Origin of the sequence: Pseudomonas sp. S3(2024) (assembly GCF_036861315.1) — a bacterium.
In the GTDB taxonomy this organism is placed as follows: Bacteria; Pseudomonadota; Gammaproteobacteria; order Pseudomonadales; family Pseudomonadaceae; genus Aquipseudomonas; species Aquipseudomonas putida_A.
The window spans coordinates 163,953-190,515 of sequence record NZ_JAZAQQ010000003.1 but is presented as its reverse complement, the minus strand read 5'-3'; the positions used below and the strand labels follow the sequence as shown (position 1 = coordinate 190,515).

Annotated in this window: 26 protein-coding genes; 8 read left to right on the top strand and 18 right to left on the bottom strand. The window is 60.7% G+C overall.

The features are described from left to right. Both tssB and tssA read right to left on the bottom strand, forming a co-directional pair. A complete protein-coding gene (gene tssB / locus VLA07_RS10035) occupies positions 1–504 on the bottom strand; it encodes a type VI secretion system contractile sheath small subunit (protein ID WP_003229587.1) in 504 nt (167 codons plus the stop codon). Between the two features lie 32 nt (positions 505–536). Continuing rightward, positions 537–2,099: a type VI secretion system protein TssA gene (tssA, locus tag VLA07_RS10030; RefSeq protein ID WP_103368526.1), complete on the bottom strand. Its 1,563-nt coding sequence runs from the start codon at positions 2,097–2,099 to the stop codon at positions 537–539. Positions 2,100–2,890: 791 nt separating this feature from the next. Here tssA and VLA07_RS10025 point away from each other — a divergent pair. After that, a complete protein-coding gene (locus tag VLA07_RS10025; protein WP_333989168.1) occupies positions 2,891–3,208 on the top strand; it encodes a hypothetical protein in 318 nt (105 codons plus the stop codon). A gap of 95 nt (positions 3,209–3,303) precedes the next feature. Here the strand turns inward: VLA07_RS10025 and VLA07_RS10020 are convergent, their stop codons facing one another. The 3 genes from VLA07_RS10020 to VLA07_RS10010 all read right to left on the bottom strand — a co-directional run bounded on the left by VLA07_RS10020 (position 3,304) and on the right by VLA07_RS10010 (position 5,106). Next, the gene (locus tag VLA07_RS10020; protein ID WP_003213368.1) at positions 3,304–3,579 is read right to left on the bottom strand and encodes an HU family DNA-binding protein; all 276 of its coding nucleotides are present in this window, start codon (positions 3,577–3,579) and stop codon (positions 3,304–3,306) included. A gap of 190 nt (positions 3,580–3,769) precedes the next feature. Then, positions 3,770–4,918, bottom strand: coding sequence for an NAD(P)/FAD-dependent oxidoreductase (locus VLA07_RS10015; RefSeq protein ID WP_027610377.1), 1,149 nt, complete (start codon positions 4,916–4,918; stop codon positions 3,770–3,772). 20 nt (positions 4,919–4,938) lie between these two features. Then, a complete protein-coding gene (locus tag VLA07_RS10010; RefSeq protein ID WP_003229600.1) occupies positions 4,939–5,106 on the bottom strand; it encodes a rubredoxin in 168 nt (55 codons plus the stop codon). 200 nt (positions 5,107–5,306) lie between these two features. Here VLA07_RS10010 and VLA07_RS10005 point away from each other — a divergent pair, with 200 nt between their 5' ends. Together VLA07_RS10005 and ubiA are read left to right on the top strand one after the other, a co-directional pair. Then, positions 5,307–5,867 carry a chorismate--pyruvate lyase family protein gene (locus tag VLA07_RS10005; RefSeq protein ID WP_333989167.1) on the top strand — a complete coding sequence of 187 codons (561 nt, stop codon included), beginning with the start codon at positions 5,307–5,309 and terminating at the stop codon, positions 5,865–5,867. Continuing rightward, positions 5,867–6,757, top strand: coding sequence for a 4-hydroxybenzoate octaprenyltransferase (gene ubiA / locus VLA07_RS10000; protein ID WP_333989166.1), 891 nt, complete (start codon positions 5,867–5,869; stop codon positions 6,755–6,757). Before VLA07_RS10005 ends, ubiA begins: the two co-directional genes overlap by 1 nt. A 110-nt stretch (positions 6,758–6,867) precedes the next feature. Here ubiA and VLA07_RS09995 read toward each other — a convergent pair whose 3' ends face one another. Beyond that, positions 6,868–7,251 carry a COG4315 family predicted lipoprotein gene (locus tag VLA07_RS09995; RefSeq protein WP_330205771.1) on the bottom strand — a complete coding sequence of 128 codons (384 nt, stop codon included), beginning with the start codon at positions 7,249–7,251 and terminating at the stop codon, positions 6,868–6,870. A 151-nt stretch (positions 7,252–7,402) separates the two neighbouring features. Here VLA07_RS09995 and phoB point away from each other — a divergent pair, with 151 nt between their 5' ends. The 3 genes from phoB to VLA07_RS09980 all read left to right on the top strand — a co-directional run bounded on the left by phoB (position 7,403) and on the right by VLA07_RS09980 (position 10,904). Then, entirely contained in the window at positions 7,403–8,092 is a 690-nt protein-coding gene (gene phoB / locus VLA07_RS09990) for a phosphate regulon transcriptional regulator PhoB (protein ID WP_003229608.1), read from the top strand. Positions 8,093–8,166: 74 nt separating this feature from the next. Continuing rightward, positions 8,167–9,453 (top strand): phosphate regulon sensor histidine kinase PhoR, encoded by a 1,287-nt coding sequence (gene phoR / locus VLA07_RS09985; protein WP_333989290.1) that lies wholly within the window; start codon positions 8,167–8,169, stop codon positions 9,451–9,453. 110 nt (positions 9,454–9,563) lie between these two features. After that, positions 9,564–10,904, top strand: coding sequence for a hemolysin family protein (locus tag VLA07_RS09980; protein ID WP_007962298.1), 1,341 nt, complete (start codon positions 9,564–9,566; stop codon positions 10,902–10,904). Positions 10,905–11,018: 114 nt separating this feature from the next. On the opposite strand, the gene VLA07_RS09975 is transcribed toward VLA07_RS09980, so the two are convergent. The 8 genes from VLA07_RS09975 to VLA07_RS09940 form a co-directional block, all read right to left on the bottom strand. Next, positions 11,019–11,915 (bottom strand): peptidoglycan DD-metalloendopeptidase family protein, encoded by an 897-nt coding sequence (locus VLA07_RS09975; protein ID WP_027610372.1) that lies wholly within the window; start codon positions 11,913–11,915, stop codon positions 11,019–11,021. A 209-nt stretch (positions 11,916–12,124) separates the two neighbouring features. Then, complete coding sequence (locus VLA07_RS09970) at positions 12,125–13,084, bottom strand: response regulator (protein WP_027610371.1); 960 nt, start codon at positions 13,082–13,084, stop codon at positions 12,125–12,127. 180 nt (positions 13,085–13,264) lie between these two features. Next, complete coding sequence (phoU, locus tag VLA07_RS09965) at positions 13,265–14,026, bottom strand: phosphate signaling complex protein PhoU (protein ID WP_003229617.1); 762 nt, start codon at positions 14,024–14,026, stop codon at positions 13,265–13,267. A 70-nt stretch (positions 14,027–14,096) separates the two neighbouring features. Next, positions 14,097–14,930, bottom strand: a complete 834-nt coding sequence (gene pstB / locus VLA07_RS09960) for a phosphate ABC transporter ATP-binding protein PstB (RefSeq protein WP_007962289.1) — start codon at positions 14,928–14,930, stop codon at positions 14,097–14,099. A gap of 161 nt (positions 14,931–15,091) precedes the next feature. After that, positions 15,092–16,762 carry a phosphate ABC transporter permease PstA gene (gene pstA / locus VLA07_RS09955; protein WP_007962288.1) on the bottom strand — a complete coding sequence of 557 codons (1,671 nt, stop codon included), beginning with the start codon at positions 16,760–16,762 and terminating at the stop codon, positions 15,092–15,094. A gap of 15 nt (positions 16,763–16,777) precedes the next feature. Then, positions 16,778–18,811 carry an ABC transporter permease subunit gene (locus tag VLA07_RS09950; RefSeq protein ID WP_333989289.1) on the bottom strand — a complete coding sequence of 678 codons (2,034 nt, stop codon included), beginning with the start codon at positions 18,809–18,811 and terminating at the stop codon, positions 16,778–16,780. A gap of 483 nt (positions 18,812–19,294) precedes the next feature. Further along, positions 19,295–20,299, bottom strand: coding sequence for a phosphate ABC transporter substrate-binding protein PstS (locus VLA07_RS09945; RefSeq protein ID WP_086792482.1), 1,005 nt, complete (start codon positions 20,297–20,299; stop codon positions 19,295–19,297). A 232-nt stretch (positions 20,300–20,531) separates the two neighbouring features. After that, positions 20,532–21,830: an MFS transporter gene (locus VLA07_RS09940; RefSeq protein ID WP_247267161.1), complete on the bottom strand. Its 1,299-nt coding sequence runs from the start codon at positions 21,828–21,830 to the stop codon at positions 20,532–20,534. 377 nt (positions 21,831–22,207) lie between these two features. Between VLA07_RS09940 and VLA07_RS09935 the strand changes: the two genes are divergently transcribed. Together VLA07_RS09935 and VLA07_RS09930 are read left to right on the top strand one after the other, a co-directional pair. Beyond that, the gene (locus tag VLA07_RS09935) at positions 22,208–22,612 is read left to right on the top strand and encodes an acyl-CoA thioesterase (protein ID WP_003229628.1); all 405 of its coding nucleotides are present in this window, start codon (positions 22,208–22,210) and stop codon (positions 22,610–22,612) included. A gap of 58 nt (positions 22,613–22,670) precedes the next feature. Next, entirely contained in the window at positions 22,671–23,570 is a 900-nt protein-coding gene (locus tag VLA07_RS09930) for a D-hexose-6-phosphate mutarotase (protein ID WP_150370027.1), read from the top strand. A gap of 227 nt (positions 23,571–23,797) precedes the next feature. Here VLA07_RS09930 and VLA07_RS09925 read toward each other — a convergent pair whose 3' ends face one another. From VLA07_RS09925 to purE, 4 genes are all read right to left on the bottom strand, one after another. Further along, a complete protein-coding gene (locus VLA07_RS09925; RefSeq protein ID WP_027610367.1) occupies positions 23,798–24,334 on the bottom strand; it encodes a DUF3299 domain-containing protein in 537 nt (178 codons plus the stop codon). A gap of 102 nt (positions 24,335–24,436) precedes the next feature. Next, positions 24,437–24,682 carry a GlsB/YeaQ/YmgE family stress response membrane protein gene (locus VLA07_RS09920; protein WP_003229635.1) on the bottom strand — a complete coding sequence of 82 codons (246 nt, stop codon included), beginning with the start codon at positions 24,680–24,682 and terminating at the stop codon, positions 24,437–24,439. A 114-nt stretch (positions 24,683–24,796) separates the two neighbouring features. Then, positions 24,797–25,879 carry a 5-(carboxyamino)imidazole ribonucleotide synthase gene (locus VLA07_RS09915; protein WP_097089450.1) on the bottom strand — a complete coding sequence of 361 codons (1,083 nt, stop codon included), beginning with the start codon at positions 25,877–25,879 and terminating at the stop codon, positions 24,797–24,799. A gap of 10 nt (positions 25,880–25,889) precedes the next feature. Beyond that, a complete protein-coding gene (gene purE, locus VLA07_RS09910) occupies positions 25,890–26,381 on the bottom strand; it encodes a 5-(carboxyamino)imidazole ribonucleotide mutase (protein WP_003229641.1) in 492 nt (163 codons plus the stop codon). Positions 26,382–26,563: the final 182 nt, after the last annotated feature.

Sequence of the window (26,563 nt, the reverse complement as noted above, 5' to 3'; positions counted from 1 at the left end):
TCAGGCGTCCGGGGCTGCGGCGTTCAGGCCCAGCTCACCGAGTACGCGACCGCGGGATTCGTCGTCGGCGAGCACGCCTTCGATCGCTTTACGGAACGCAGGTGCGTTACCCAGCGGGCCTTTGAGGGCCACCAGCGCATCGCGCAGTTCCATCAGTTTTTTCAGCTCAGGCACTTGCTCGACCAGGCTGGCCGGGTTGAAGTCCTTCATCGAATTGACGCGCAGTTGCACAGCCAGCTCGTCGGCCTCGCCATCTTCCTGCAGACGGTTCGGCACGCTCAGCGTCAGACCCAGCTCTTGCTTGGCCAACACTTCGTCGAAGGTCATCTTGTCGATGCTGATCGGCTTGCGATCTTCGATTTTGCGATCGTCCTTGCGGTGGGTGTAGTCACCGATTGCCAGCAGCTTCAGCGGCAGTTCAATCTCTTCCTGAGCACCGCCGGTGGCGGGTTTGAAGGTGACGTTGATGCGTTCCTTGGGGGCTACCGAGCCTTCTTTGGCCATGGCTTTTCTCCTTGCGGTTGTGGCCCTGGGGCCTATTCGAGTACCACTTCGAGGTCGAGGTGGCACAGCCTGCGATAAATCTCTTCCTTGCGTTCACGCACTGCATGGTTCTGCGGCAACAACTCGCAGCAACTGTGCAGCAGGTGCAGCACTTCCAATGCAAGATCGGGCTCCCAGGCGTGCAGGCCTGAGTCCTGTAATGTCTGATCGAGGGTTTCGAGCTGGTTCTTGGCCAGTTCGTACTTCTTGGCCATGAAGCACAGCCGGGCAAGGGCGAACTGCCAGAAGAACCGCTCGCGTCCACCGTGAGCCGATTGCAGCCCTTGCTTGAGCGTCTGCACGGCAGGCTTCAGGCCTTCCTTGCGCAGCAGCGGCAGCACGTCCTGAAGGGCCTTTTCCCAGGCGGGCTGGGTTTCGACGTCGTCGGTTTCGACCTTGCGCGGCGCACTGGCGCTCTGCAGGTGCGGCATGACATTGCCGGCGATCCACGCCCGGGTGGACGGATCGGCAAACGGCGCGCCGTCATGGAAACGACATTCGATGATGCCGGGCAGGCGCTGAACCAAAAGCGCGAAGTGGATTTCCACTTCGCGCATTGCCATCTCGGCGTTGAGGTTCTGGAGACATTCCCAGACCATCCTCTGGCCATCGAACCAGAACGGCGCCTTCGCCAGGCTCGCCTCCAGTTCCACCAGCAGGTCGGCGTATTTGCCCTGATCGAAGCGATCCTGATACTGCTTGAGTTTGTCCACCGGCAGCCCGCGCAGCACGGTGATCTGCTCGGCATTGCGTTCGGGCACCGCATCGATCGGCAGCCAGAGCAAAGTGCGGTTCAGGCGCAGGGCGCGCAGGTCGGTGGCTTTCTGTTTGAGCCACCAGGCACACAACGGACGCGCGCTTTCCTGCTGGGCGCGCAGAGCCTTGTAGGCGTCTTTTTCGTTATCGATCGGTGCGCCGGGGGTCAGCAACTGGCTCGCGGCCTGCTTGACCTGCGCCACCGCCGCACCCACCACACCGGGGGCCGGCTGATTGTCGGCGGCACGCTGGATCATGGTTTTCAAGCGACGCGAGAGCGGCAGCAGCAGCGGTGCGTCATCGCCCAAGTGCTCGGTGCATGCGGCATCGAGGCCGGCCAGATGCTCGGACAGTTGCCGGAACATCGGCAGCTGTTCCTTGATCGCGATGTTTTCAGTGAGCACCTGCTCCAGGCGCGGCACCAGCCAGCCGATGGCAGCGGCACGGGTGCGCGGTTTGAGCGGGTGAACGTCGGCCCAGTGGTTTTCCGACAGATGGTGCAGCAGACCGAGGCCGGCCAGCAGCCCGGGGAAGGATTCACGCTGGTACAACGACCAGGTCAGCCAGGCGCCGACGCGTAAATCCTTGGATTGGGTACGCAGCAGATTTTCGCTGTTTTCACGGATTTTCAGCCAGTCGATCTGCCCGCTTTCGTGCATCGACGAGGCTTTGGCCAGCTCGCTTTCCAGCGCCTCGAATTCGCTCGAAAAACGAACGTCTTCGCCCGCGAAATTCTCTTTGGAAACAGAGACTTTTGCGAGTTCGAGGTAATGGGCGGAAAGTTTGCTTGAGTAGGACATCCATGGCCTTTAATTAGGATTACAGTCATGCGCCTATTGGAGTTGCCGCGGCGCGGGACAGTATCGAAGAGCAGTGAAGCGACTCATCCAATTGAGATGTGCTCTTTCAAGTGGGCGCATCGTAATCACTATGATGGCCACTAGCAAGCATCTGGTTAAACAACAAGACGAAGTGTTCATTGGACCGTGTAGGAGATCGCCCTATATGTGGCAGGGGAATCCCTGATGGCGATTTATATTGTGAACATTTGCCCTGCGCCCTCAGAACCCTTGATCCAGAGCGGCCCGATCCCGCCTGCGCGAATCGCGTCGAACATCCGTCCTATTACACGGGGGCCAGCATGACAACTCTCGAAAAAAATAGAAGTAGGATTTTTCCGAGAACCCGCTGGAATTACAAACAATTCAGCGGCGACAACGCTCAACAAAAAAAGTGCCATCAATTTGATGGCAATTCATTTTTCTGAAACTTTATTCATCTCGTGAATGCTGTACTTCAGTGCCAACTCAATAATTATCGAAGTGCGATCCAACAGTCATTTCCACCACTTACGCAACACTTCCACGCCGAAAATACTCTGACAAATGTCAGGGATAATTCTTACATCGTTTTATTTCCCACGTTGCCAGCTTGCCTTGGTAAATTCTTTTCGACCGGCAATGTCAACCAGACCGGCTGACTGTTGAGCCACGGTCCGAAGCCTGCATCTCATTCGGCTCCCGAGCCCGGAGCCGCCAAGGAGCTTTACCTCATGGAATTGAAAGCCATATTTTTCGCAGCACTTATTTGGTTGCCAACAACTCAAGCGTCAGCGGACACCCCGCCACTGGACGGTCATTACTATCTGACTGGTGCAATGGAGATGGGCGCCGAGCTGCTGCTGCGCAAGGACGGCACGTTTGACGCGGGCGTGGCGTATGGCAGCGCAGATGGCTTTGCCAAGGGCACCTGGCAGGTGCAGAACAACACCGTAACGCTGAAGAGCGAAACCAAACCGGCGTCGAACAGCGATTTGTCCGGCCTGTTCCAGGATCTGCAACTGGCGATCGAACCGAATTGCCTGGCCGTGGATTTCGGCAACGGCAAGGCCTGCTTCCGGCGTCAATAAGCCATTTGCAGCCACAAAAAATGGGCACCCGACCGCAATCGGTGTGCCCATTTTTTATTGCGGTACTCCCCGTCATTCAGGGAGTTCGCCGCAATTTAAGGATTGACGCTGTCTTTCAACGACTTGCCTGGCTTGAATGCCACGGTGTTGCTGGCCTTGATCTTCACCGGCTCACCGGTTTGCGGGTTCTTGCCGGTGCGGGCGCCGCGGTGACGTTGCAGGAAGGTGCCGAAGCCCACCAGCGTGACGCTGTCCTTGCGGTGCAGAGCGCCGGTGATTTCTTCGAGGACGGCGTTGAGAACGCGGTTGGCCTGTTCTTTGGTCAGATCCGCTTTTTCAGCGATTGCAGCGGCGAGTTCTGGTTTACGCATTAGTGAAGCCCCTTTGACGGTTTTTTGTTGTTATGTCCGTGCTGTTCTCGTTGGAACAGCGCCCAAGGCGCCGCAGGCTCTACTCTGCGGCAGACGGGAGTGAGAATGGCACGCGGATACCGGCGGCGCCAGTCTCCCCGCGACCTTTGTGGGGGCAAAAGCGGGGTGATTCCGACAGAACGACCGGTATTTACGCCAGCAGGGGCGGAAGCTGTTTGTTCAGAGCAAGTTTTTCCATCACCGCCGCACCGGTCAGTGCATAGCCGAGCAACTGACCATCGGCACTGTGGCACAGGGCCTTGATGTCGGCGCCCTGCCCTTCGACGGTCCAGACGCCTTCGCTGCCCCGTGGCGGTGGCGAAACGACCAACGGGCACACCGGAGTTTTCACCGTGATCGGCATCGGGCCGTAACTCACGGCCGTCGGATTGCCCGCCAGGGTTTGTGCCAGCGCACGCGCACAGCTCATGAGGGGCATCACGTACAACAAATTCAGCCCATCGACCTCGGCACAGTCGCCCAGGGCGTAAATATTGGCGTGGGACGTCTTCAGATACCGGTCGACTACGACACCGCGATTGACCTGCACCCCGGCCGCCGCGGCCAGATCGATGCGCGGGCGCAGGCCGATGGCCGACACCACCACATCGCAGGCAATCACCTGCCCGTCGGACAGATGCGCTTCCAGACCGTCAGCGACCTTCTGCAGGCGAGTCAGCACCGGGCCGAGGTGAAAACGCGCGCCCAGGCTTTCCAGCCCGGCCTGCACGGCGGCCGCAGCGGCCGGGTGCAGCAGCATCGGCATCACTTGCTCGCACGGCGCCACCAGTTGCACCTCGTAGCCGCCGAGGATCAGGTCGTTGGCGAATTCACAGCCGATCAGCCCGGCGCCTAGCAGCAATACGCGGCGCTTGCCCGCAGCGGCTGCACGAAAGCGCGCGTAATCTTCGAGATCGTTGATCGGGAACACCAGATCAGCACCGTCACCTTCGATCGGCACTCGCACGGTTTCCGCACCCCAGGCGAGGATCAGGTCGCGGTAGTACACCGCTTCCTCGCCGATCCACAGGCGCTTGTGGCCGGCGTCGATGCCGCTGATGCGCGTGTGGGTGCGCACTTCGGCCTTCAACTGCTCGGCCATGGCGCCGGGTTCGGCCATGCTCAGGCCATCGGCGTCCTTGTTCTTGCCGAAACCGGTGGAGAGCATCGGCTTGGAGTAAGAGCGCCCGTCATCGGCGGTAATCAGCAGCAGCGGGGTTTCGCCATCGAGTTTGCGAAACTCCCGGGCCAGGTTGTAACCCGCAAGCCCGGTGCCGACGATTACGACAGGTGCGTTCATGCCTTACTCCCTGGTTTTTCTCAGTTGATTTCGATCATTTCGAAGTCCGACTTGCCCACGCCGCAGTCCGGGCACAGCCAGTCTTCCGGCACGTCCTGCCACAGGGTGCCCGGCGCGATGCCGTCATCCGGCCAACCGTCAGCTTCGTTGTAGATCAGGCCGCAGACGATGCATTGCCACTTTTTCATTCAGGTACTTCCTCAGGATTCAGGCTTTTGTCGGCGCGGATGGTCGATGGTGGTTGCGCTGCCATCCGGCTCAGGGCGTTTTGTACTGAGGGTGCCGGGCAGATGCAAGCCTGTTCGGCGCAACGGCGCCCCGGATCCATCAAATTCGCAGCACGCCATGTTAAGCTCGCCGCCTCATTTGCGGCCAATAATGACTCATTGTGCAACATTCAAACGCCTGCCCGGCCCCGCTCTGGCTGACTCAAAGCCGACTGACGCCCCTTCCCGATTCGTTGACCCTGAACTGGTTGTTCGACGAAGGCTCGCTGACCCGCCGCCTGACGCGGCTGTCGAATGACGGCTTCAGCGTCACACCGTTGTTCGAAGGCTGGGACACTTTGCGCAGCGACGAATGCGCGGCGCTGGATCTGGCCGAAGGCAGCGAAGGCTGGGTGCGCGAGGTGTATCTGCGCGGTCACGGCGAGGCCTGGGTGTTCGCCCGTAGCGTGGCGTCACGCGCCGCCCTGCAAGGCGACGGCCTGCACATGGACGAACTGGGCAGCCGCTCGCTGGGCGAACTGCTGTTTTGCGACCACGCCTTCCAGCGCCGCGCCATCGAGGTCTGTCACTACCCGCAAGACTGGCTGCCGCCAGCCTGCCGCGCCCCGGAGCTGTGGGGCCGGCGCTCGCGCTTTGACCGTGGCGCCTTGAGCGTACTGGTGGCGGAGATTTTCCTGCCGCCCCTGTGGAGCGCCGCCCGCACCCATCCGGAGAACTGCTGATGTACCAGAGCCTGCTCAAGTCCCTGAACCGCTTGAACCCGCGCGCCTGGGATTTCATTCAGCTGACGCGCATGGACAAGCCGATCGGCATTTACTTGCTGCTGTGGCCGACCCTGTGGGCGCTATGGATTGCCGGTAAGGGCTCGCCGTCGCTGGCCAACATTGTGATTTTCGTCCTCGGTGTGGTGCTGACCCGCGCCGGTGGCTGTGTGATCAACGACTGGGCCGATCGCAAGGTCGACGGCCACGTTAAACGCACCGCGCAACGACCGCTGGCCAGCGGCAAGATCAATTCGAAAGAGGCGCTGGTGTTCTTCGCGCTGCTGATGGGCGTGAGTTTCCTGCTGGTGCTGTGCACCAATGCGCCGACGATCTGGCTGTCGCTGGGCGGTCTGGCACTGGCGTTCACCTACCCGTTCATGAAGCGCTACACCTATTACCCGCAAGTGGTACTGGGCGCGGCGTTCTCATGGGGCATGCCGATGGCGTTCACCGCTGAAACCGGTGAGTTGCCGGCGGCGGCATGGCTGCTGTGGATCGCCAATCTGCTGTGGACGGTGGGTTACGACACCTATTACGCGATGACCGATCGTGACGACGACCTGAAGATCGGCGTGAAATCCACGGCGATTCTGTTCGGCGAGGCGGATCGGGTGATCATCCTGACGTTACAGGCGCTGTCATTGGGCTGCCTGTTGCTGGCCGGGTCGAAGTTCGAGCTGGGCGTGTGGTTCCATCTCGGCCTGCTGGTGGCCGCTGGATGCTACGCGTGGGAATTCTGGTACACCCGTGATCGCGACCGCATGCGTTGCTTCAAGGCGTTTTTGCACAACCACTGGGCCGGGTTGGCGATTTTTGTCGGGATCGTGCTGGATTACGCATTGCGCTAAACACAAACCTGTAGGAGTGAGCCTGCTCGCGATGACGGTGTATCAGCCACATTGCTGTTAACTGATACACCGTCATCGCGAGCAGGCTCACTCCTACAGGGGATTTGCGTTTACTTGTGCTCGTGCACCACGTGCCACGCGTCCATCTTGCCGTCGCCCATCATGTCACCCGGTTTGGCGTCCATCTTGAAGGTATACAGCGGCTTGCCGTCGTAGGCGTACTGCATCTTGCCGTCATCGCGTTTGATCACCGTCCACTTGCCTTCCGCCTTCGCACCTGCTGGCGCCATCATCGGCGGCCAGTTTTCGGCGCACTTGTCATTGCACACCGACTTGCCGCCAGCGTCTTTGTCGAACGTATAAACGGTCATGCCTTTGTGGTCGACCATCATGCCGTCCTTCATCATGGCGGGCTCGGCCGCCATGGCTAATCCAGGCAATGCCAATGCAGCAGCCATCAGCAGAGCTTTGAAAGAAGCAGTCATTTGAGTCATGGAAACCTTCTTTTGTGGTTGTCAGGATTCGGACTTAGAGCTTAGTCCAGGATCACGCCAACCGCCGGGCGACTAAAATACTGTCACACGACTGCAATAATTCCGTTATCTAATGCGGCGCAAGACAGTTAAATGACAAGAGGATTAAGGCATGGTTGGCAGGAGCATTCTGATCGTCGACGACGAAGCGCCCATTCGCGAAATGATCGCCGTTGCGTTGGAAATGGCCGGCTATGACTGCCTCGAGGCGGAGAACTCGCAGCAGGCACACGCCATCATTGTTGACCGTAAACCGGACCTGATCCTGCTCGACTGGATGCTGCCTGGCACCTCCGGCATCGAACTGGCCCGCCGCCTCAAGCGTGACGAGCTGACCGGGGACATCCCGATCATCATGCTCACCGCCAAGGGCGAAGAGGACAACAAGATCCAGGGTCTTGAAGTCGGCGCCGACGACTACATCACCAAACCGTTTTCTCCACGCGAACTGGTCGCACGCCTCAAGGCTGTACTGCGCCGCGCCGGCCCGACCGATGGCGAAGCGCCAATCGAAGTCGGCGGCCTGCTGCTCGACCCGATCAGCCACCGCGTGACCATCGACGGCCGTCCGGCCGAAATGGGCCCGACCGAATACCGTCTGCTGCAATTTTTCATGACCCACCAGGAACGTGCCTACACACGCGGGCAGTTGCTGGATCAGGTCTGGGGCGGCAACGTCTATGTTGAAGAGCGCACCGTCGACGTGCACATCCGCCGCCTGCGCAAGGCCCTCGGCGACGCTTACGAAAATCTGGTACAAACCGTGCGCGGCACCGGCTATCGGTTTTCCACCAAGGCCTGATCCGACCGCCAGACTCGCTGACAAGGACCGTATTTTCCGTGAATCAAAACTGGCATGGCACCCTGATTCGCCACATGCTGTTGCTGGTCACAGCGTGTCTGGTGATCGGCCTGATCACCGGCTATTACGGCTGGAGCCTCGCTGCCGGCCTGGGCATTTACTTGGCCTGGACGCTCAAGCAACTGTTGCGTCTGCACGAATGGCTGCGCCTGCACCAACCCGATGAAGCACCGCCCGACGGCTATGGCCTGTGGGGCGAGGTGTTCGACAGCATCTACCACCTGCAACGCCGCGACCAACGGGTGCGCGGGCGCCTGCAAGCGGTGATCGACCGGGTGCAGGAGTCCACCGCCGCGCTCAAAGACGCGGTGATCATGCTCGACAGCGACGGCAACCTGGAATGGTGGAACCGCGCTGCCGAAACCCTGCTCGGCCTCAAGACCCCGCAGGACAGCGGCCAACCGGTGACCAACCTGGTACGGCATCCGCGCTTCAAGGAATACTTCGAGCAGGAAAGCTACGCCGAACCGCTGGAAATCCCTTCGCCGACCAATGATCGGGTGCGCATTCAGCTGTACCTGACGCGCTACGGCAACAACGAACACCTGATGCTGGTGCGAGACGTCACGCGCATCCATCAGCTGGAACAGATGCGCAAAGACTTCATCGCCAACGTCTCCCACGAACTGCGCACGCCGCTGACGGTGATCTGCGGCTATCTGGAAACCCTGCTCGACAATGTCGAGGAAGTGAACCCGCGCTGGAGCCGCGCGCTGCAGCAGATGCAACAACAGGGCGGGCGCATGCAGACGCTGCTCAACGACCTGCTGCTGTTAGCGAAACTGGAAGCCACCGATTACCCGTCGGACAACCAGCCAGTGCAGATCGACGCCCTGCTGCAGTCAATCAAGAGCGACGCCCAGCAGTTGTCCGGGCAGAAGAACCAGAAAATCACTCTCGAAGCCGATGCGCGCATCCTGCTCAAGGGCAGCGAGGCGGAACTGCGCAGCGCCTTCTCCAACCTGGTGTTCAACGCGGTGAAATACACCCCGGCCGAGGGCAACATCCGCATTCGCTGGTGGGGCGACGAGCAAGGCGCGCACCTGAGCGTGCAGGACTCCGGGATCGGCATCGACAGCAAACACCTGCCGCGCCTGACCGAACGCTTCTACCGCGTCGACTCCAGCCGCAACTCCAACACCGGCGGCACCGGGCTGGGCCTGGCGATCGTCAAACACGTGTTGCTGCGCCACCGCGCACGGATGGAGATCAGCAGCGTGCCCGGTCACGGCAGCACATTCACCTGTCATTTCGCTCCGGCGCAAGTGGCCAGCGCACGGGCGATCAGCACCGCTGAGTAATGTCGCACTAGGCAATCGCCAGGTCAGCCGCTACATTGGCTGACTTGCGCCTGCCTTTCAGGCGCGACTTTTCTCTCTTTTGAATCACACGGAACCCGCAAAACTCCATCATGGACCCTTCCCCTGGCTTGTCCCTCGCTACGATTTTCGCCGATTTCGGCATGATTCTTTTCGCTCTGATCCTGGTTTTGCTCAACGGCTTCTTCGTTGCGGCGGAATTCGCCATGGTCAAACTGCGCTCGACCCGGGTCGAGGCCATCGCTGACAAGAACGGCTGGCGCGGGCATATCCTGCGCACCGTACACAGTCAGCTCGATGCGTACCTCTCGGCGTGTCAGCTCGGTATCACCCTCGCCTCCCTCGGTCTGGGCTGGGTCGGTGAGCCGGCATTCGCGCACCTTCTCGAGCCGCTGCTGAGCGCGGTCGGCGTGCAGTCGCCGGAAGTGGTCAAAGGCATTTCGTTCTTTACCGCGTTCTTCATCATTTCCTACCTGCACATCGTGGTCGGTGAGCTGGCGCCCAAGTCGTGGGCGATCCGCAAACCCGAGCTGCTGTCGTTGTGGACGGCGGTGCCGCTGTACCTGTTCTACTGGGCGATGTACCCGGCGATCTACCTGCTCAATGCCAGCGCCAACGCGATTCTGCGGATCGCCGGCCAGGGCGAACCCGGCCCGCACCACGAACACCATTACAGCCGCGAAGAACTGAAACTGATCCTGCACTCCAGCCGTGGCCAGGACCCGAGCGACCAAGGCATGCGCGTGCTGGCATCGGCGGTGGAAATGGGCGAACTGGAAGTGGTCGACTGGGCCAACTCCCGCGAAGACCTGATCACCCTGGAATTCAATGCGCCGCTGAAAGAAATCCTCGCGATGTTCCGTCGCCACAAGTTCAGCCGGTATCCGGTGTACGACAGCGAACGTCAGGAGTTCGTCGGCCTGCTGCACATCAAGGACCTGCTGCTGGAGCTGGCGGCGCTGGACCACATTCCGGAGTCGTTCAACCTGGCTGAACTGACCCGTCCACTGGAGCGCGTGTCGCGGCACATGCCGCTGTCGCAGCTGCTGGAGCAGTTCCGCAAGGGCGGCTCGCACTTCGCCGTGGTGGAAGAAGCCGACGGCAACATCATCGGCTACCTGACCATGGAAGACGTGCTGGAAGTGCTGGTCGGCGACATCCAGGACGAACACCGCAAGGCCGAGCGCGGGATCCTCGCGTATCAGCCGGGCAAGCTGCTGGTGCGTGGTGATACGCCGCTGTTCAAGGTTGAACGCCTGCTCGGAATCGACCTGGATCACATCGAAGCCGAAACCCTCGCCGGTCTGGTCTACGAGACCCTGAAACGAGTGCCGGAAGAGGAAGAAGTGCTGGAAGTCGAAGGCCTGCGGATCATCATCAAGAAGATGAAAGGGCCGAAGATTGTGCTGGCGAAGGTGTTGATGCTGGATTGATGGGCTGATCGGGCACCGCGCCGATTCCTTCGCGAGCAGGCTCGCTCCCACAGTTGAAATGCATTCCAGGGTGGGAGCGAGCCTGCTCGCGAAGGGGCCAACAGATACAACACATCACTGTTTGCCCAACGCAAAGTTGGGCAACGCCCCCAGTGGCTGGTTGAACTGATACGGAATCGACACCAGCCCCTGCCCGGTATTGCGCTGCACCACAAAGTGCAGGTGCGGGCCGCTGCTGTTGCCGGTATTGCCGGACAGCGCCAGCGGGCTGCCAACCGTCACCCGCTGCCCCTCGCGTACGCTCACCGAGCCCTGCTTGAGATGCAGGTACACACCCATCGTGCCGTCGTCGTGCAGCACCCGGACGAAATTGCCGGACGCATCGTTACCGCGTCCGCTCTGTGAATTTTCGGTTTTCACCACCACCCCGGCCCGTGCGGCAATGATCGGCGTGCCGACCGGCATGGCGATGTCCATCGCATACCGGTTCTTCGGCCCGTAGTGGCTGTACTGGCCGTTGGCGCCCTGACTGAGACGGAACGGCCCGCCCCGCCACGGCAACGGATAGCGATAGCTCTGCGCAGCGCCTGCGGGGTCACCCAGCGAATACTGGAATTGCGGCGAATACACCAGCGGCTGACCACGGCTGATCGCCGTCAGCAACGCCAACCGGGTATTGCTGCGCGCCGGCAGCACCCGGCGAATCGTCTGCGCCGGAGCGCCACGCACATTGCTCAGGCCGGTAAACGCCAGTGCAATCTCGACCGGCGCATACAGATCGTTGCGCACGAACACCACGTCGCTGCCCTTCTGTTTCTTGATGTCGAGGTACACCTGACGTTCGAGGTGCTCGACCATGCGGTCCTGAAACACGAACACCTGCGAGCCTTTGCTCGGCCGGTCGCTGTACGAGACCACGCCGTTGGCATCGGTGGATTTGTAGATGGTCATGGCCACAGTCGAGGTGGAGGCCAGGAAAAGACCACAGAAAAACAGCAGGCGCGCGAGCATGGGCAAAGAGTCTGTCGAAGGAAGGCCTGGAAATGAGCCTAGCAGGTGAAGCAGACCAGGCTAGTCGACAGATGTTTCAAATTGGGCGGTCTGGGAAATCGATGTCGTAAGTGATGGCCCCTTCGCGAGCAGGCTCGCTCCCACCTATGAAATGCATTTCAAGGTGAGAGCGGGCTTGCTCGCGAAGGCGGTGTGTCAGGCGACGAGGATCAAGCGCCCGGAACGAAGTGCTTCTGCGCCGTGCCGCGGGCGATCAGGCGGGAGATGTAATCGAGCTTCTGCGCATCCTGGTCGACGAAACGGAAAGTCAGTTGCAGCCAGTCGCTGTCGGCTTTCTGCTCGTGGGCAACGATGGCGTGCAGGTAGCCGTTGAGGCGGGCGATTTCGGCGTTGTCGCCCTGCTCCAGGTCGAGCACGGCGCTGTCGAGGATCTGCGGCAGGGTGTCAGTGCGTTTCACTACCAGCAGCGCTTCCTTGATGCTCAGGGCCTTGATCACGCATTGCTGGGTGCCACTTGGCAGGCGCAACTGGCCCTGGCCACGACCACCGACTGGCGCTTTCGAGGCAGCCGGGGCCTGCACCGGCGGGCTGTTGAGCAAACCGCGCGACGGCGCAGCAGCTGGCGTTGGCGCGACAACAGCCGGTTTGGCAAACGGATTGACCGCAGCAGCGGCCGCCGGCGCAGCACCGACCACGGCAGGCTTGCCGCCGGTCAATGCGCTCAGGGAATCGTTGCCGAACGCCGAGTTCATCTTGGTCGGCGCGCTGTTCATCAGGGTGTCGAGCTTGCCAACCTTGTTCAGCGCCTGCTTGACCTTGGTCAGCAGTTGTTCGTTGGTGAACGGCTTGCTGACGTAGCCGGAAACCCCGGCCTGGATCGCCTGCACCACGTTCTCTTTATCGCCACGGCTGGTGACCATGACGAACGGCATGGTCTTGAGATTGTCCTGCTCGCGGCACCAGGTCAGCAGCTCGAGGCCGGACATTTCCGGCATTTCCCAGTCGCACAGCACCAGGTCAAACGCTTCCCTGGCCAGCATGGCCTGGGCCTTTTTGCCGTTGACGGCGTCCTCGGTGCGGATCCCCGGGAAGTAATTACGCAGGCACTTTTTCACCAGGTCACGAATGAACGAAGCATCGTCCACGACCAACACACTGATCTTGCTCATCCAACACCCCTATAAAAATCCCGGCAAGCATACCGCTTTTACTGATGGCACATTGCCAACAATCTTCAGTCACGCCGGGACTTTTCGTTCGCGGGTGCTGCTTTTTAATTCGATTTCCTGATTCAGGCGCCCTAAACAAAAACGCCCGGCCAAAGGGCCGGGCGCTTTTCTCAGGCAATCTTACTTATCGTCAGCATTGCCCGGAACATTAGCGGTTTCGCCGCTTGTACCTTCAACTTCTTCTTTCATGCGTTTGAGGCCCAGGTGGCGCACATCGGTGCCGCGCACCAGGTAGATCACCAGTTCCGAGATGTTGCGCGCATGATCGCCGATGCGTTCCAGCGAACGCAGCACCCAGATGATGCTCAGAACCCGCGAGATAGAGCGCGGGTCTTCCATCATGTAGGTCGCCAGCTCACGCAGGGCGGTCTTGTATTCGCGGTCGATGACCTTGTCGTACTGCGCCACCGACAGCGCCAGATCGGCATCGAAGCGGGCAAACGCGTCCAGCGCATCGCGAACCATGTTGCGCACCTGATCGCCGATGTGACGAACCTCGACGTAACCGCGCGGCGCTTCACCTTCTTCGCACAGCTGAATGGCGCGACGGGCGATCTTGGTCGCTTCGTCGCCAATGCGCTCCAGGTCGATCACCGACTTGGAGATGCTGATGATCAGCCGCAGGTCGGACGCCGCCGGCTGACGACGGGCAAGAATGCGCAGGCATTCTTCGTCGATGTTGCGTTCCATCTGGTTGATCTGGTCGTCGATCTCGCGCACCTGCTGGGCCAGACCCGAGTCGGCCTCGATCAGCGCGGTAACCGCGTCGTTGACCTGCTTCTCGACCAGCCCGCCCATGGCCAGGAGGTGGCTGCGCACTTCCTCAAGCTCGGCGTTGAACTGCGCGGAGATGTGGTGGGTAAGGCCTTCTTTACTAATCATGGTGGCGTCCTTGGAGCGTCCGGTAAGGTGCGGTGGGCCGCAGCGTCAATTCTGTGAATAACCGCAACTGTCAGCCATAACGACCGGTGATGTAGTCTTCGGTCTGTTTCTTCGCCGGATTGGTGAACAGGGTATCGGTGTCGCCGAATTCCACCAGTTTGCCCATGTACATGAACGCCGTGTAGTCGGAAACCCGCGCGGCCTGCTGCATGTTGTGGGTGACGATGACGATGGTGAACTTGGACTTCAGCTCGTAGATCAGCTCTTCGACTTTCAGGGTCGAGATCGGATCGAGGGCCGAGCACGGTTCGTCGAGCAGCAACACTTCCGGTTCAACGGCGATGGTGCGCGCGATCACCAGACGCTGCTGCTGACCACCGGACAGGCCGAGTGCCGAGTCGTGCAGACGGTCTTTGACTTCGTCCCACAGTGCCGCGCCTTTCAATGCCCACTCGACCGCTTCGTCGAGAATGCGCTTCTTGTTGATGCCCTGGATGCGCAGCCCGTAGACCACGTTTTCGTAGATGGTCTTGGGGAACGGGTTGGGCTTCTGGAACACCATGCCGACGCGGCGACGCAGCTCGGCAACGTCTTCACCTTTGCGGTAGATGTTGTTGCCGTACAGGTTGATCGCACCTTCGACACGGCAACCGTCAACCAGGTCGTTCATACGATTGAAGGTACGCAGCAGCGTGGACTTGCCGCAGCCGGACGGGCCGATAAACGCGGTCACGCGCTGTTTCGGGATGTTCATGCTGACGTCGAACAGCGCCTGCTTCTCGCCGTAGAACAGGCTCAGGCCCGGGACTTCGATGGCCACGGTTTCCTGCTCAAGGCTCAGGCTCTGCTTGTCGCGACCCAGGGCCGACATGTTAATGCCGTGGGTATGTGTTTCGTGCTGCATGGGAGGCTCCCTGTGCTAACAAATTCGGTTCGGTTAGCCGCTTGGTGCGGCTGTACTCAATCTAGGGTGGGAGCGGGCTTGCTCGCGAAGAGGGCGGCACATTCAACATCAATGTCGCCTGACCCACCGCCTTCGCGAGCAAGCCCGCTCCCACAGGAATATCAACTGTCCAAAGCTTTGTATTTTTCGCGCAGGTGATTACGAATCCACACCGCCGACAGGTTCAACGTGGCGATCACCAGCACCAGCAGCAGCGCCGTGGCGTACACCAGTGGTCGTGCTGCTTCGACGTTCGGGCTCTGGAAGCCGACGTCATAAATGTGGAAGCCCAAGTGCATGATCTTCTGGTCCAGGTGCAGGTACGGGTAGTTGCCGTCCACCGGCAGCGACGGCGCCAGCTTCACCACACCCACCAGCATCAGCGGCGCCACTTCACCGGCGGCGCGGGCCACGGCGAGGATCATCCCGGTCATCATTGCCGGGCTGGCCATTGGCAGGACGATCTTCCACAGCGTTTCCGCCTTGGTCGCGCCCAGCGCCAGCGAGCCTTCACGGACGGTGCGCGGGATACGCGCCAGACCTTCCTCGGTCGCCACGATCACCACCGGCACCGCCAGCAGCGCCAGGGTCAGCGAGGCCCAGAGCAGACCCGGAGTACCGAACGTCGGCGCCGGCAGTGCTTCGGGGAAGAACAAACGGTCGACCGAACCACCCAGCACGTAGACGAAGAAGCCCAGACCGAATACGCCGTAGACGATCGCCGGAACGCCGGCGAGGTTGTTCACGGCGATGCGGATGATCCGGGTCAGGGCGTTCTGCTTGGCGTACTCACGCAGGTAGACCGCCGCCAGCACGCCGAACGGGGTGACGATCATCGCCATGATCAAAGTCATCATTACCGTGCCGAAAATCGCCGGGAAGATCCCGCCTTCGGTGTTCGCTTCACGCGGATCGTCGGAAAGGAATTCCCAGACCTTGCTGAAGTAGAAACCGATCTTGGTCATCGTGCCCATGGCATTCGGCTGATAGGCGTGAACCACTTTACCCAGACTGATTTCGATCTCTTTGCCGTTGGCATCGCGGGCAGTCAGCGCGTCGCGGTTGAACTGCGCATGCAGATCGCTCAGACGCGCTTCGATGTCCTGATAACGCGCGTTCAGCTCGGCACGCTCGGCGTCCATGTCCGCTTGCGCGGTGGCGTCGAGCTTGCCGTCGAGTTCCAGTTTGCGCCCGTGCAGACGGATGCGTTCCAGCCCTGCATTGATCGCACCGATGTCGGTCTTTTCCAGCGATTTGAGTTGGGCAGCAAGGCCGTTCACACGGTTGATCCGCGCTTGCAGCTCAGGCCAGGCCGCTTCGCCTTCGGCGATCACCTTGCCGTCCTGTTTGACGTTGACCAGGTAGCCGTAGAAGTTGCCCCACTCGCGACGCTCGATCGCCATCAGTTCCGGCGGCGTGGTCTGCTTGGTCAGCCACTCGCCGACCACCCAGGTGAAGTCGTTGCCGTTCAGGTCACGGTTGCCGACCTTGATCAGCTCGCGGGTCATGAATTCCGGGCCCTGATCAGGCACCGGCAGGCCGGCGCTCTTCAGGCGTGCGCGCGGCACTTCTTCTTTCTGTACCACTTCGCCAATGACCAGGTGATTGGCCTGGCCCGGTACGTCGTAGCTGGCGTGGATCAGGTCCGCCGGCCAGAAGTGACCCAGACCGCGCACGGCAATCACCGCCAGCAGGCCAATGGTCATGATGACCGCGATGGACACCGCGCCACCGCTGATCCAGACGCCCGGGGCGCCGCTCTTGAACCATCCATTCAGGGAGTTCTGTTTCACAGACTTCTACCTTTCTTAAAGCGACGAGTATTTCTTGCGCAGACGCTGACGAATCAGTTCTGCCAGGGTGTTCATGACGAAGGTGAACAACAGCAGCACCAGCGCCGAGAGGAACAGCACGCGGTAGTGGCTGCCGCCGACTTCCGACTCGGGCATTTCCACCGCGACGTTGGCGGCCAGGGTGCGCAGGCCTTCGAACAGGTTCATTTCCATGACCGGGGTATTACCCGTGGCCATCAGCACGATCATGGTTTCGCCGACCGCACGGCCCATGCCGATCATCAGCGCGGAGAAGATCCCCGGGCTGGCGGTGAGGATCACCACGCGGGTCATGGTCTGCCACGGCGTGGCACCGAGCGCCAGGGAACCGAGGGTCAGGCCACGCGGCACACTGAACACGGCATCTTCGGCAATCGAGTAGATGTTCGGGATCACCGCAAAACCCATCGCCAGACCGACCACCAGAGCGTTGCGCTGGTCGTAGGTGATGCCCAGGTCGTGGGAGATCCACATGCGCATGTCACCGCCGAAGAACCAGTTCTCCATGTACGGACTCATGTACAGCGACAGCCAACCGACAAACAGGATCACCGGAATCAGCAGCGCACTTTCCCAGCCATCCGGGACTTTCAGGCGGATCGACTCAGGCAGACGACTGAAGGTGAAGCCGGCGACCAGAATGCCAATCGGCAACAGTATCAGCAGGCTGAAGATGCCCGGCAGATGCCCTTCTACATACGGCGCGAGAAACAGACCGGCGAAGAACCCGAGGATCACCGTCGGCATCGCTTCCATCAGCTCGATCACCGGTTTGACCTTGCGGCGCATGCCCGGGGCCATGAAGTAGGCGGTGTAGATCGCTGCGGCAACCGCCAGCGGCGCAGCCAGCAGCATGGCGTAGAACGCCGCCTTCAGGGTGCCGAAGGTCAGTGGCGACAGGCTCAGTTTCGGTTCGAAATCGGTGTTGGCGGCGGTCGATTGCCAGACGTATTTAGGCTCGTCGTAGTTCTCGTACCAGACCTTGCTCCACAACGCGCTCCACGACACTTCCGGGTGCGGGTTGTCGAGCAGCAGCGGTTGCAGCTTGCCGCCGGCCTCGACGATCACCCGGTTGGCGCGTGGCGACAGGCCGAACAGGCCCTGGCCTTCGGCTACCGGCTCGACCAACAGGGTGCGGTGCGCGGTGCTGTGGAACACGCCGAGCTTGCCGCTGGCATCGAGGGCCACGAAACCCTTGCGACGCTCTTCGGCGGTAATTTCAACAATCGGCGTGGTGCCCATCTGGAAGGTACGGATCTGCTTCAGGCGCAGTTCGCCATCGGTGTCACGGGCCATGAACCACTGGGCCAGGCCACCCTTGGAGTCACCGATAATCAGCGAGATGCCACCCACCAGTTGCGTGCTCGCGGTGACTTCGGCGTCAGCGTTTTCCAGCAGTTTGTAGCGACCGTTGAGGCTCTTTTCGCGCAGGCTGAACACGTCGGCCTGGGCACGCCCGTTGACCACATACAGCCATTGCTGGCGCGGGTCGACGAAGATGTTTTTCACCGGTTCAGTCATCTGCGGCAGCTCGATACGCTTCTGCTCGTTGGTGACTTCGCCGGTCATCATGTTTTCTTCGCTGGTCAGCGCCAGCACATTGAGCTGCGAACCGGTAGAACCGACCAGCATCAGCGTCGAATCGGTGGCGTTGAGGCTGACGTGCTCCAGTGGCCCGCCGCTTTCGTTCACCGCGATCGGTGTATTGCCGTAAGGAAACTCGATCGCTGGAGTGATGGTTTTCTTGCCATCGGGGTAGCTGACCTTATAGGTGTGACGGAACACCAGCGCCTGGCCGTTGGACAGGCCCACCGCCACCAGCGGATGACCTGGCTGATCTTCGCCAATGGAAGTTACGCTGGCGCCGGCAGGAACCGGCAGATCGACGCGCTTCAATTCAGCGCCACTGTCGATGTCGAAGAACAGCGCCTGGCCCTTGTCGGAAACGCGCATCGCCACCTGATTCTGCTCTTCGAGCGAAATCATCAGCGGCTTGCCGGCGTCCTGCATCCAGGCTGGGGTAATGGCCTCTTTCGCGGTCAGGCTGGCACCCTGGAACAACGGTGCAACGACGTAGGCGAGGAAGAAGAAGATCAGGGTGATGGCTGCCAGCACCGCCAGACCGCCAACGAGGACGTACCAACGGGTGAAGCGATCCTTGAGCGCGCGAATGCGGCGCTTGCGTTGCAGCTCAGGCGTATTGAAATCAATGCGCTTGGGAGGGGAAGTCGTAGTCATTGGGGAATTGGCCAGATCATTCATGCGCTCACCCTAGCGATCCTGTATGACAGAAAGATGACAGTGCAGTGACGCAGCAAATCCACCGCCAGCGGGTACTGGAGGAGGATCAGAGAATTCGAAGAATCTGTGGGAGCGGGCTTGCTCGCGAAAGCGCTTATTCAGTTAACGAAGATGCCGAATCTGAAGGCCTCTTCGCGAGCAAGCCCGCTCCCACAGTGGAGTCCGAAGGGTATTTACTACGGACTCAGTTTGTTACTTTTTTGCGACTTCAGCGCCGCCTTCCTGCAGACCCAGGTCAGCCAGTGCTTTTGCAGCAACCTTGGCCGGCAGTGGGATGTAGCCGTCTTTCACCACAACTTCCTGGCCCTGTTTGGACAGAACCAGTTTCACGAACTCGGCTTCCAGCGGGGCCAGAGGCTTGTTCGGGGCCTTGTTCACGTAAACGTAGAGGAAGCGCGACAGCGGGTACTTGCCGTTCAGGGCGTTTTCTTCGGTGTCTTCGATGAAGTCAGTGCTGCCTTTCTTCGACAGAGCAACGGTCTTCACGCTGGCAGTCTTGTAGCCGATGCCCGAGTAACCGATGCCGTTCAGCGAGGAGCTGATCGACTGCACAACCGACGCCGAGCCTGGTTGTTCGTTGACGTTAGGTTTGTAGTCGCCTTTGCACAGGGCTTCTTCCTTGAAGTAGCCGTAAGTGCCGGATACCGAGTTACGACCGAACAGTTGCACTGGCTTGTTGGCCAGGTCGCCGGTCACGCCCAGGTCGCCCCAGGTTTTCACGTCGGCTTTGGCGCCGCACAGACGGGTGGACGAGAAGATCGCGTCAACCTGTTCCATGGTCAGGTGCTGGATCGGGTTGTCCTTGTGCACGAACACCGCCAGGGCGTCCACGGCCACCGGGATAGCGGTTGGCTTGTAGCCGTATTTCTGTTCGAAGGCCGCCAGTTCGGTGTCCTTCATCTTGCGGCTCATCGGGCCGAGGTTGGAGGTGCCTTCAGTCAGCGCAGGTGGCGCGGTGGCGGAGCCAGCGGCCTGAATCTGGATGTTTACGTTCGGGTATTCTTTCTTGTAGTTCTCAGCCCACAGGGTCATGAGGTTGGCCAGAGTGTCGGAACCAACGCTGGACAAGTTGCCCGATACACCGGTGACCTTGGTGTAAGCCGGAATTGCCGGGTCAACGCCAGCGGCTACCGCGTGGGCAGTCGCAACGCCAGCAGCGACAAAAGTCATTGCCGCCATCAAACGCTTCAGTTTCATGCCTTACTCCTAGCAGATAGGGTGTGTTAAGTCGGGGCCAAGTATCAGCAGGCCGTGTGAACACTCTATGGCTGAAATATGACAATTGGATGAAAGGCCAGCATCCGGGTTTTACTGAATGATTCGAGTCGCCCTCATTCGCGAGCAGGCTCGCTCCCACAGTTGAAATGCATTCCAATGTGGGAGCGAGCCTGCTCGCGAAGGAGCCGGTACTGCTGGAGGAAATTCCGGATCAGCGCCCCTTCTTCCAGAGCCACGCCCCCACCAGAATCCCCATCGCGCACAGCACCGCCACATAGTAAGCCGGGCCCATCGCACTCTCTTTAAGCAGCAGGCTGACCACCATCGGCGTCAGGCCACCGAAGATCGCATACGCCACGTTGTACGAGAACGACAGCCCGCTGAAGCGCACCACCGGCGGGAATGCCTTGACCATCACGTATGGCACCGCACCGATGGTGCCGACCAGCAGACCGGTCAACGCATACAGCGGGAACAGCCAGTTCGGGTGATCGGCGAGGCTGTGATAAAAGGTCCAGGAGCTGATCAGTAAGCCCAGCGAACCGAAGACAAACACCCGGCCGGCGCCAAACCGATCCGCCAGGGCACCGGAAATGATGCAACCGACGCTGAGGAACACGATCGCCAGGCTGTTCGATTGCAACGCCACTGTCGGCGAGAAGTGATAGACCGTCTGCAGCACGGTCGGGGTCATCAGGATCACCACGACAATCCCGGCGGACAGCAGCCAGGTCAGCAGCATCGAGACCGCAATCGCCCCGCGATGGTCACGCAGCACCGCACGCAGCGGTACTTCTTCGGCCAGCGCCTTGCGCAGTTGCAGCTCAGCGAACACCGGAGTTTCGTGCAGCCAGCGGCGCAGATACACCGAGAACAGGCCGAATACGCCGCCGAGCAGGAACGGAATCCGCCAGGCGTAATCCGCGACTTCCCCCGGTGTATAAATGCTGTTGATTGCCGTGGCGACCAGCGAGCCGAGCAAGATGCCGGCGGTCAAACCGCTGGTCAAGGTGCCGCAGGCGTAGCCGATGTGCTTTTGCGGCACGTGTTCGGAAACGAAGACCCACGCCCCCGGCACTTCCCCGCCAATCGCCGCGCCCTGGATAACTCGCATCAACAACAGCAGGATCGGCGCCCACATACCGATCTGCGCGTAGGTCGGCAGCAGGCCCATGATCAGGGTCGGCACGGCCATCATGAAAATGCTCAGGGTGAACATCTTCTTGCGCCCCAGCAGGTCGCCGAAGTGCGCCATGACGATGCCGCCCAGCGGCCGCGCAAGGTAACCGGCGGCGAAAATGCCGAAGGTCTGCATCAGGCGCAGCCACTCGGGCATGTCGGCCGGGAAGAACAGCTTGCCGACCACGGTGGCGAAGAACACGAAGATGATGAAATCGTAAAACTCCAGCGCACCGCCCAGGGCCGATAGCGACAGAGTCTTGTAATCATTGCGGGTCAGGGGGCGTGCAGGTTGCTCGGGCTGCGCGAGGCTCGAAGGCGCTGTGGTCATGGCAAGGGCTTCTCTTATAGGCGGATCTACCGCCACAACAACGCTGGCTGTGGCTTGGGCAGGTTCGGCACCATAGCAAATTGTTCGAAAAAGCACATAGAGGCGCGTATTTGCCGGTCAAAATCAGAACCCGATGGTCGTCGCGGAGTCTACCGACCGATATACTCGCAACCTTGCTCCGGTTTGTAGGGGGTTGCTGTGCGAAAACGTCGTTGGCCCGGCCTTTGAACGGGATCAGCCGGTTTCGCAGAGTTTCCCCTTTAGACGCCTATGGAAAACGTGACGAACGCAGTATGTTCGGTGCTGAATCGTTTTTCCTGAAGACGGCTACCACCAGCAATACCAACGAAGAGTCACGGGTCAGAGGCACCCCCGGCATGATAGAGCTCGAACAAGAAGATCCGATCCCGCAAGGCGACCTGGCCCTGCAAATTACCGCACTCCCGCGCGAAACCAACGGCTTTGGCGATATTTTCGGCGGCTGGCTGGTGGCGCAGATGGATCTGGCGGGTACCGCAATGGCCAGCCGCGTGGCCGGTGGTCGCGTAGCCACTGTCGCCATCGACCGCATGGCCTTCCTGGTGCCGGTCGCGGTGGGCGCGCAATTGTCCTTTTATACCCAGACCCTGGAAATCGGCCGCAGCTCGATCCAGATGATGGTCGAAGTGTGGAGCGACGATCCGCTGTCCAGCGAGTGGCGTAAAGTGACCGAGGCGGTATTCGTCTTCGTCGCCATCGACGGCAGCGGTCGCACCCGCTCGGTGCCACCACGCGCGCGTTAAACATCGCCGCGGTTTTGCGGTCGATAGTCGTCCCAAGTGTCTGATCGAGAGTTGCCCCATGAACACGCCCAACGTTGAAGCCGTGAAACTGGATGAACTGAACTGCTGGCGCATCCGCCACGGTCAGGCCGAAGTGCTGGTGGCCCAGCAAGGCGCGCACATCCTCAGTTATCAAATCGACGGCCAGCCGCCGATCATCTGGCTCAACGACAAGGCTGTGTTCAAGACCGGCAAAAGTATTCGCGCCGGCGTGCCGGTGTGCTGGCCATGGTTCGGCAAGTTCGAACGCAACCCGCAGAGCGTGCAGGCCATGTACACCGGTGAGCAACCGGCACCCGCGCACGGTCTGGTGCGGGCGATGGATTGGGAGCTGGGCGGCATCGAATCAGAGGCTGACGGCGTCAAGGTTGAATTCAGGCTGCCCTACCCCGAAGGTGGCCTGCCGGGCTGGCCGCATCAGGTCGATCTGACCCTGACCCTGCATCTGAGTGATCAGTTGCACATCAGCCTGACCAGCCACAACCGAGGTGTCGAAACCGTCAGCATCAGCCAGGCGCTGCACACTTATTTCGCGGTCAGCGATGTGCGCAACGTGCACGTCGAGGGTGTTGAAGGGCTGAATTACATCGAGACTCTGGATGAGTGGAAAACCCACAGCCAGCAAGGTGACCTGCATTTCGCTGGCGAAACCGACCGCATCTACCTCGACGCTCCGCCGCAACTGAGCATTGTCGACCCGACCTGGGAACGGCACATCGTACTGACCGCCAGCGGCTCACGCACCGCCGTGATCTGGAACCCGTGGATCGACCGCGCGGCAGCACTGGCCGACATGGACAACGATGGCTGGCAGCGCATGCTGTGCATCGAGACGGCGAATGTGATGGATGATGTGGTGAATCTGGTCTCGGGTGCGAGCCATACGATGGGTGTCAGCATCGGCAGTAAACCGCTCTGACCAACACCGCAAAACAAAATGTGGGAGCGGGCTTGCTCGCGAAGGCGGAGGGTCAGATACATCAATTTGTCTGACACAGCGCTTTCGCGAGCAAGCCCGCTCCCACAGTTGTTTTGTGGCAGGTGTTAGAGATCGGACTCCTGCACCACNCCCCCCCCCCCCCCCCCCCCCCCCCCCCCCCCCCCCCCCCCCCCCCCCCCGCTCCCACAGTTGTTTTGTGGCAGGTGTTAGAGATCGGACTCCTGCACCACCCGCACTTTGTCAGCTTCCAGCGCATACGCCGCATCGGCCAGGTCATTGCTGACTTTCTCGATCTTCAGCGTGCCGGTTACCCACAGCGGCGTGTAGATATCGTCCAGCTTCAAACCTTTGGGATAACGCACCAGCACCAGTTGATTCGGTGGTGGCGGTGGCACGTGGATGCAGGCGCCAGGGTACGGCACCAGGAAGAACAGCGTGCTGCGGCCCTTGGCGTCGGATTCCAGCGGCACCGGGTAGCCGCCGATGCGGATGTGCTTGTCGTTCATCGACGCCACGGTCTTGGTCGAATACATCACCGCCGGCAGGCCTTTAGCCTGTTTCATCCCGCCCTTCTCGGTGAAGGTGCCAGTAGCTTCCGGGGAGTTGTGGTCGATTTCGGGCATGGCCTCGAGGGCTTTCTGGTCCGACTTGGGCATCAGTTCCAGCCAGTCGGTTTCCGGCAGTTCGCCGGCGTGGGCCAGACCGCTGCCCAGCAAAAGAAGAGTCAACAGAAGACGGCGCATGGAGGTGCTCGGTAAAAGATGCTCGGATAAAGGAAGGACGTTGAATCGCCGAGCATTCTAGCCCTCCCTGCCGCGTTGGCAGAGAGGACTTGGTCGCTTGGATCAGTTCTTTTTGATCAGGCCGTAGATCACCAGCAGCACGATCGCGCCGACCAGTGCACCGATGAAGCCTGCGCCCTGACCTGCCTGATAGATACCCAGGGCCTGGCCGCCGTAAGTGGCCGCCAGCGAACCGCCGATACCGAGCAGGATGGTCATGATCCAGCCCATGCTGTCATCGCCCGGTTTGAGGAAGCGTGCCAGCAGGCCGACGATCAAGCCGATAAAGATGGTTCCGATAATTCCCATGGCATTTCCCTCTGACTCTGAATGGTAGATATGCCAAAGCCTAGTCAGACTTTGGCATCCTGCCATGAGAGAACGGCGGCTCCCGAAGGTTCCGCCGTTGCCACATGAAACTGTTTACTCGGCGATAAGCGCTTCGACCTTGACGATCTGTGCTTGCAGCGTGGCCATGTCGGCGCAGCGCAGGTTGGCGTGACCGACCTTGCGCCCGGCCTTGAAGGCTTTGCCGTAGTGGTGCAGATGGCAATCTTCGATGGCGATCACTTTCTCAACCGGCGGAACCACGCCGATGAAGTTGAGCATCGCGCTCTCGCCGACCTTGGCGGTCGAACCCAGCGGCAGGCCGGCCACGGCACGCAGGTGGTTTTCGAACTGACTGCACTCGGCGCCTTCGGTGGTCCAGTGCCCGGAATTGTGCACACGCGGGGCGATTTCGTTGGCCTTGAGGCCACCGTCGACTTCAAAGAACTCGAACGCCATCACACCGACATAATCCAGCTGCTTGAGCACACGGCTGGAGTAATCTTCAGCCAACGCCTGCAGCGGATGATCGGTGCTGGCCACCGACAGCTTGAGGATGCCGCCGTCGTGGGTGTTGTGCACCAACGGGTAGAACTTCGTTTCGCCATCACGGGCACGCACGGCAATCAGCGAAACTTCGCCAGTGAACGGCACGAAACCTTCCAGCAGGCAGGCAACGCTGCCCAGCTCGGCGAACGTACCGACCACGTCTTCCGGCTTGCGCAGGACTTTCTGGCCCTTGCCGTCGTAACCCAGGGTGCGGGTTTTCAGCACGGCCGGCAGACCGATGGCAGCCACGGCGGCGTCCAGGTCGGCTTGCGATTGAATGTCGGCGAAGGCCGGGGTCGGGATGCCCAGCTCCTTGAACATGCTCTTCTCGAACCAGCGGTCGCGAGCGATGCGCAGGGCTTCGGCGCTCGGATAGACCGGGACGAATTGGGAGAGGAACGCCACGGTTTCAGCCGGGACGCTTTCAAACTCGAACGTCACCAGGTCGACTTCATCCGCCAGTTGGCGCAGGTGATCCTGATCGCCGTAATCGGCCCGCAGGTGTTCGCCCAGTGCTGCGGCGCAAGCGTCCGGCGCCGGGTCGAGGAAAGCGAAGTTCATGCCCAGCGGAGTGCCCGCCAGCGCCAACATGCGGCCCAACTGGCCGCCACCGATTACACCGATCTTCATCTCAACAACCTCAGGCAATACGTGGGTCTGGATTGTCCAGGACGCTGTCTGTCTGCTCGGCACGGAAAGTTTTCAGTACCGCGTGGAACTGTGGATGCTTGGCACCAAGGATGCTCGCCGAGAGCAGCGCGGCGTTGATCGCGCCGGCCTTGCCGATAGCCAGGGTGGCAACCGGAATGCCCGCCGGCATCTGCACGATCGACAGCAGCGAATCGACGCCCGAGAGCATCGACGACTGCACCGGAACGCCCAGTACAGGCAGGTGGGTCTTGGCCGCACACATGCCTGGCAAGTGGGCTGCGCCACCGGCACCGGCGATGATCACCTCGATGCCACGGCCCTCAGCCTCTTCGGCGTACTGGAACAGCAGATCCGGGGTGCGGTGGGCGGAAACCACCTTGACCTCGTACGGGATGCCGAGCTTTTCCAGCATATCGGCGGTGTGGCTAAGGGTGGACCAATCGGACTTGGAGCCCATGATCACGCCAACCAGTGCACTCATCGTCGCGCCTCTTCTCTCTGGGCGCCCGCAGGCGCGTCAAAAACAACAAGCCACGCAGGATTGCGTGGCTTGATTGTACGAAAAATGGCCGGACGTACCGGCCGAAGGCCGCGCAGTATACCGCAAAGAAAGCAATAAACAGCCCCCGAAACGACCATCTGTCAAATCAGCCAAAGGCCCGG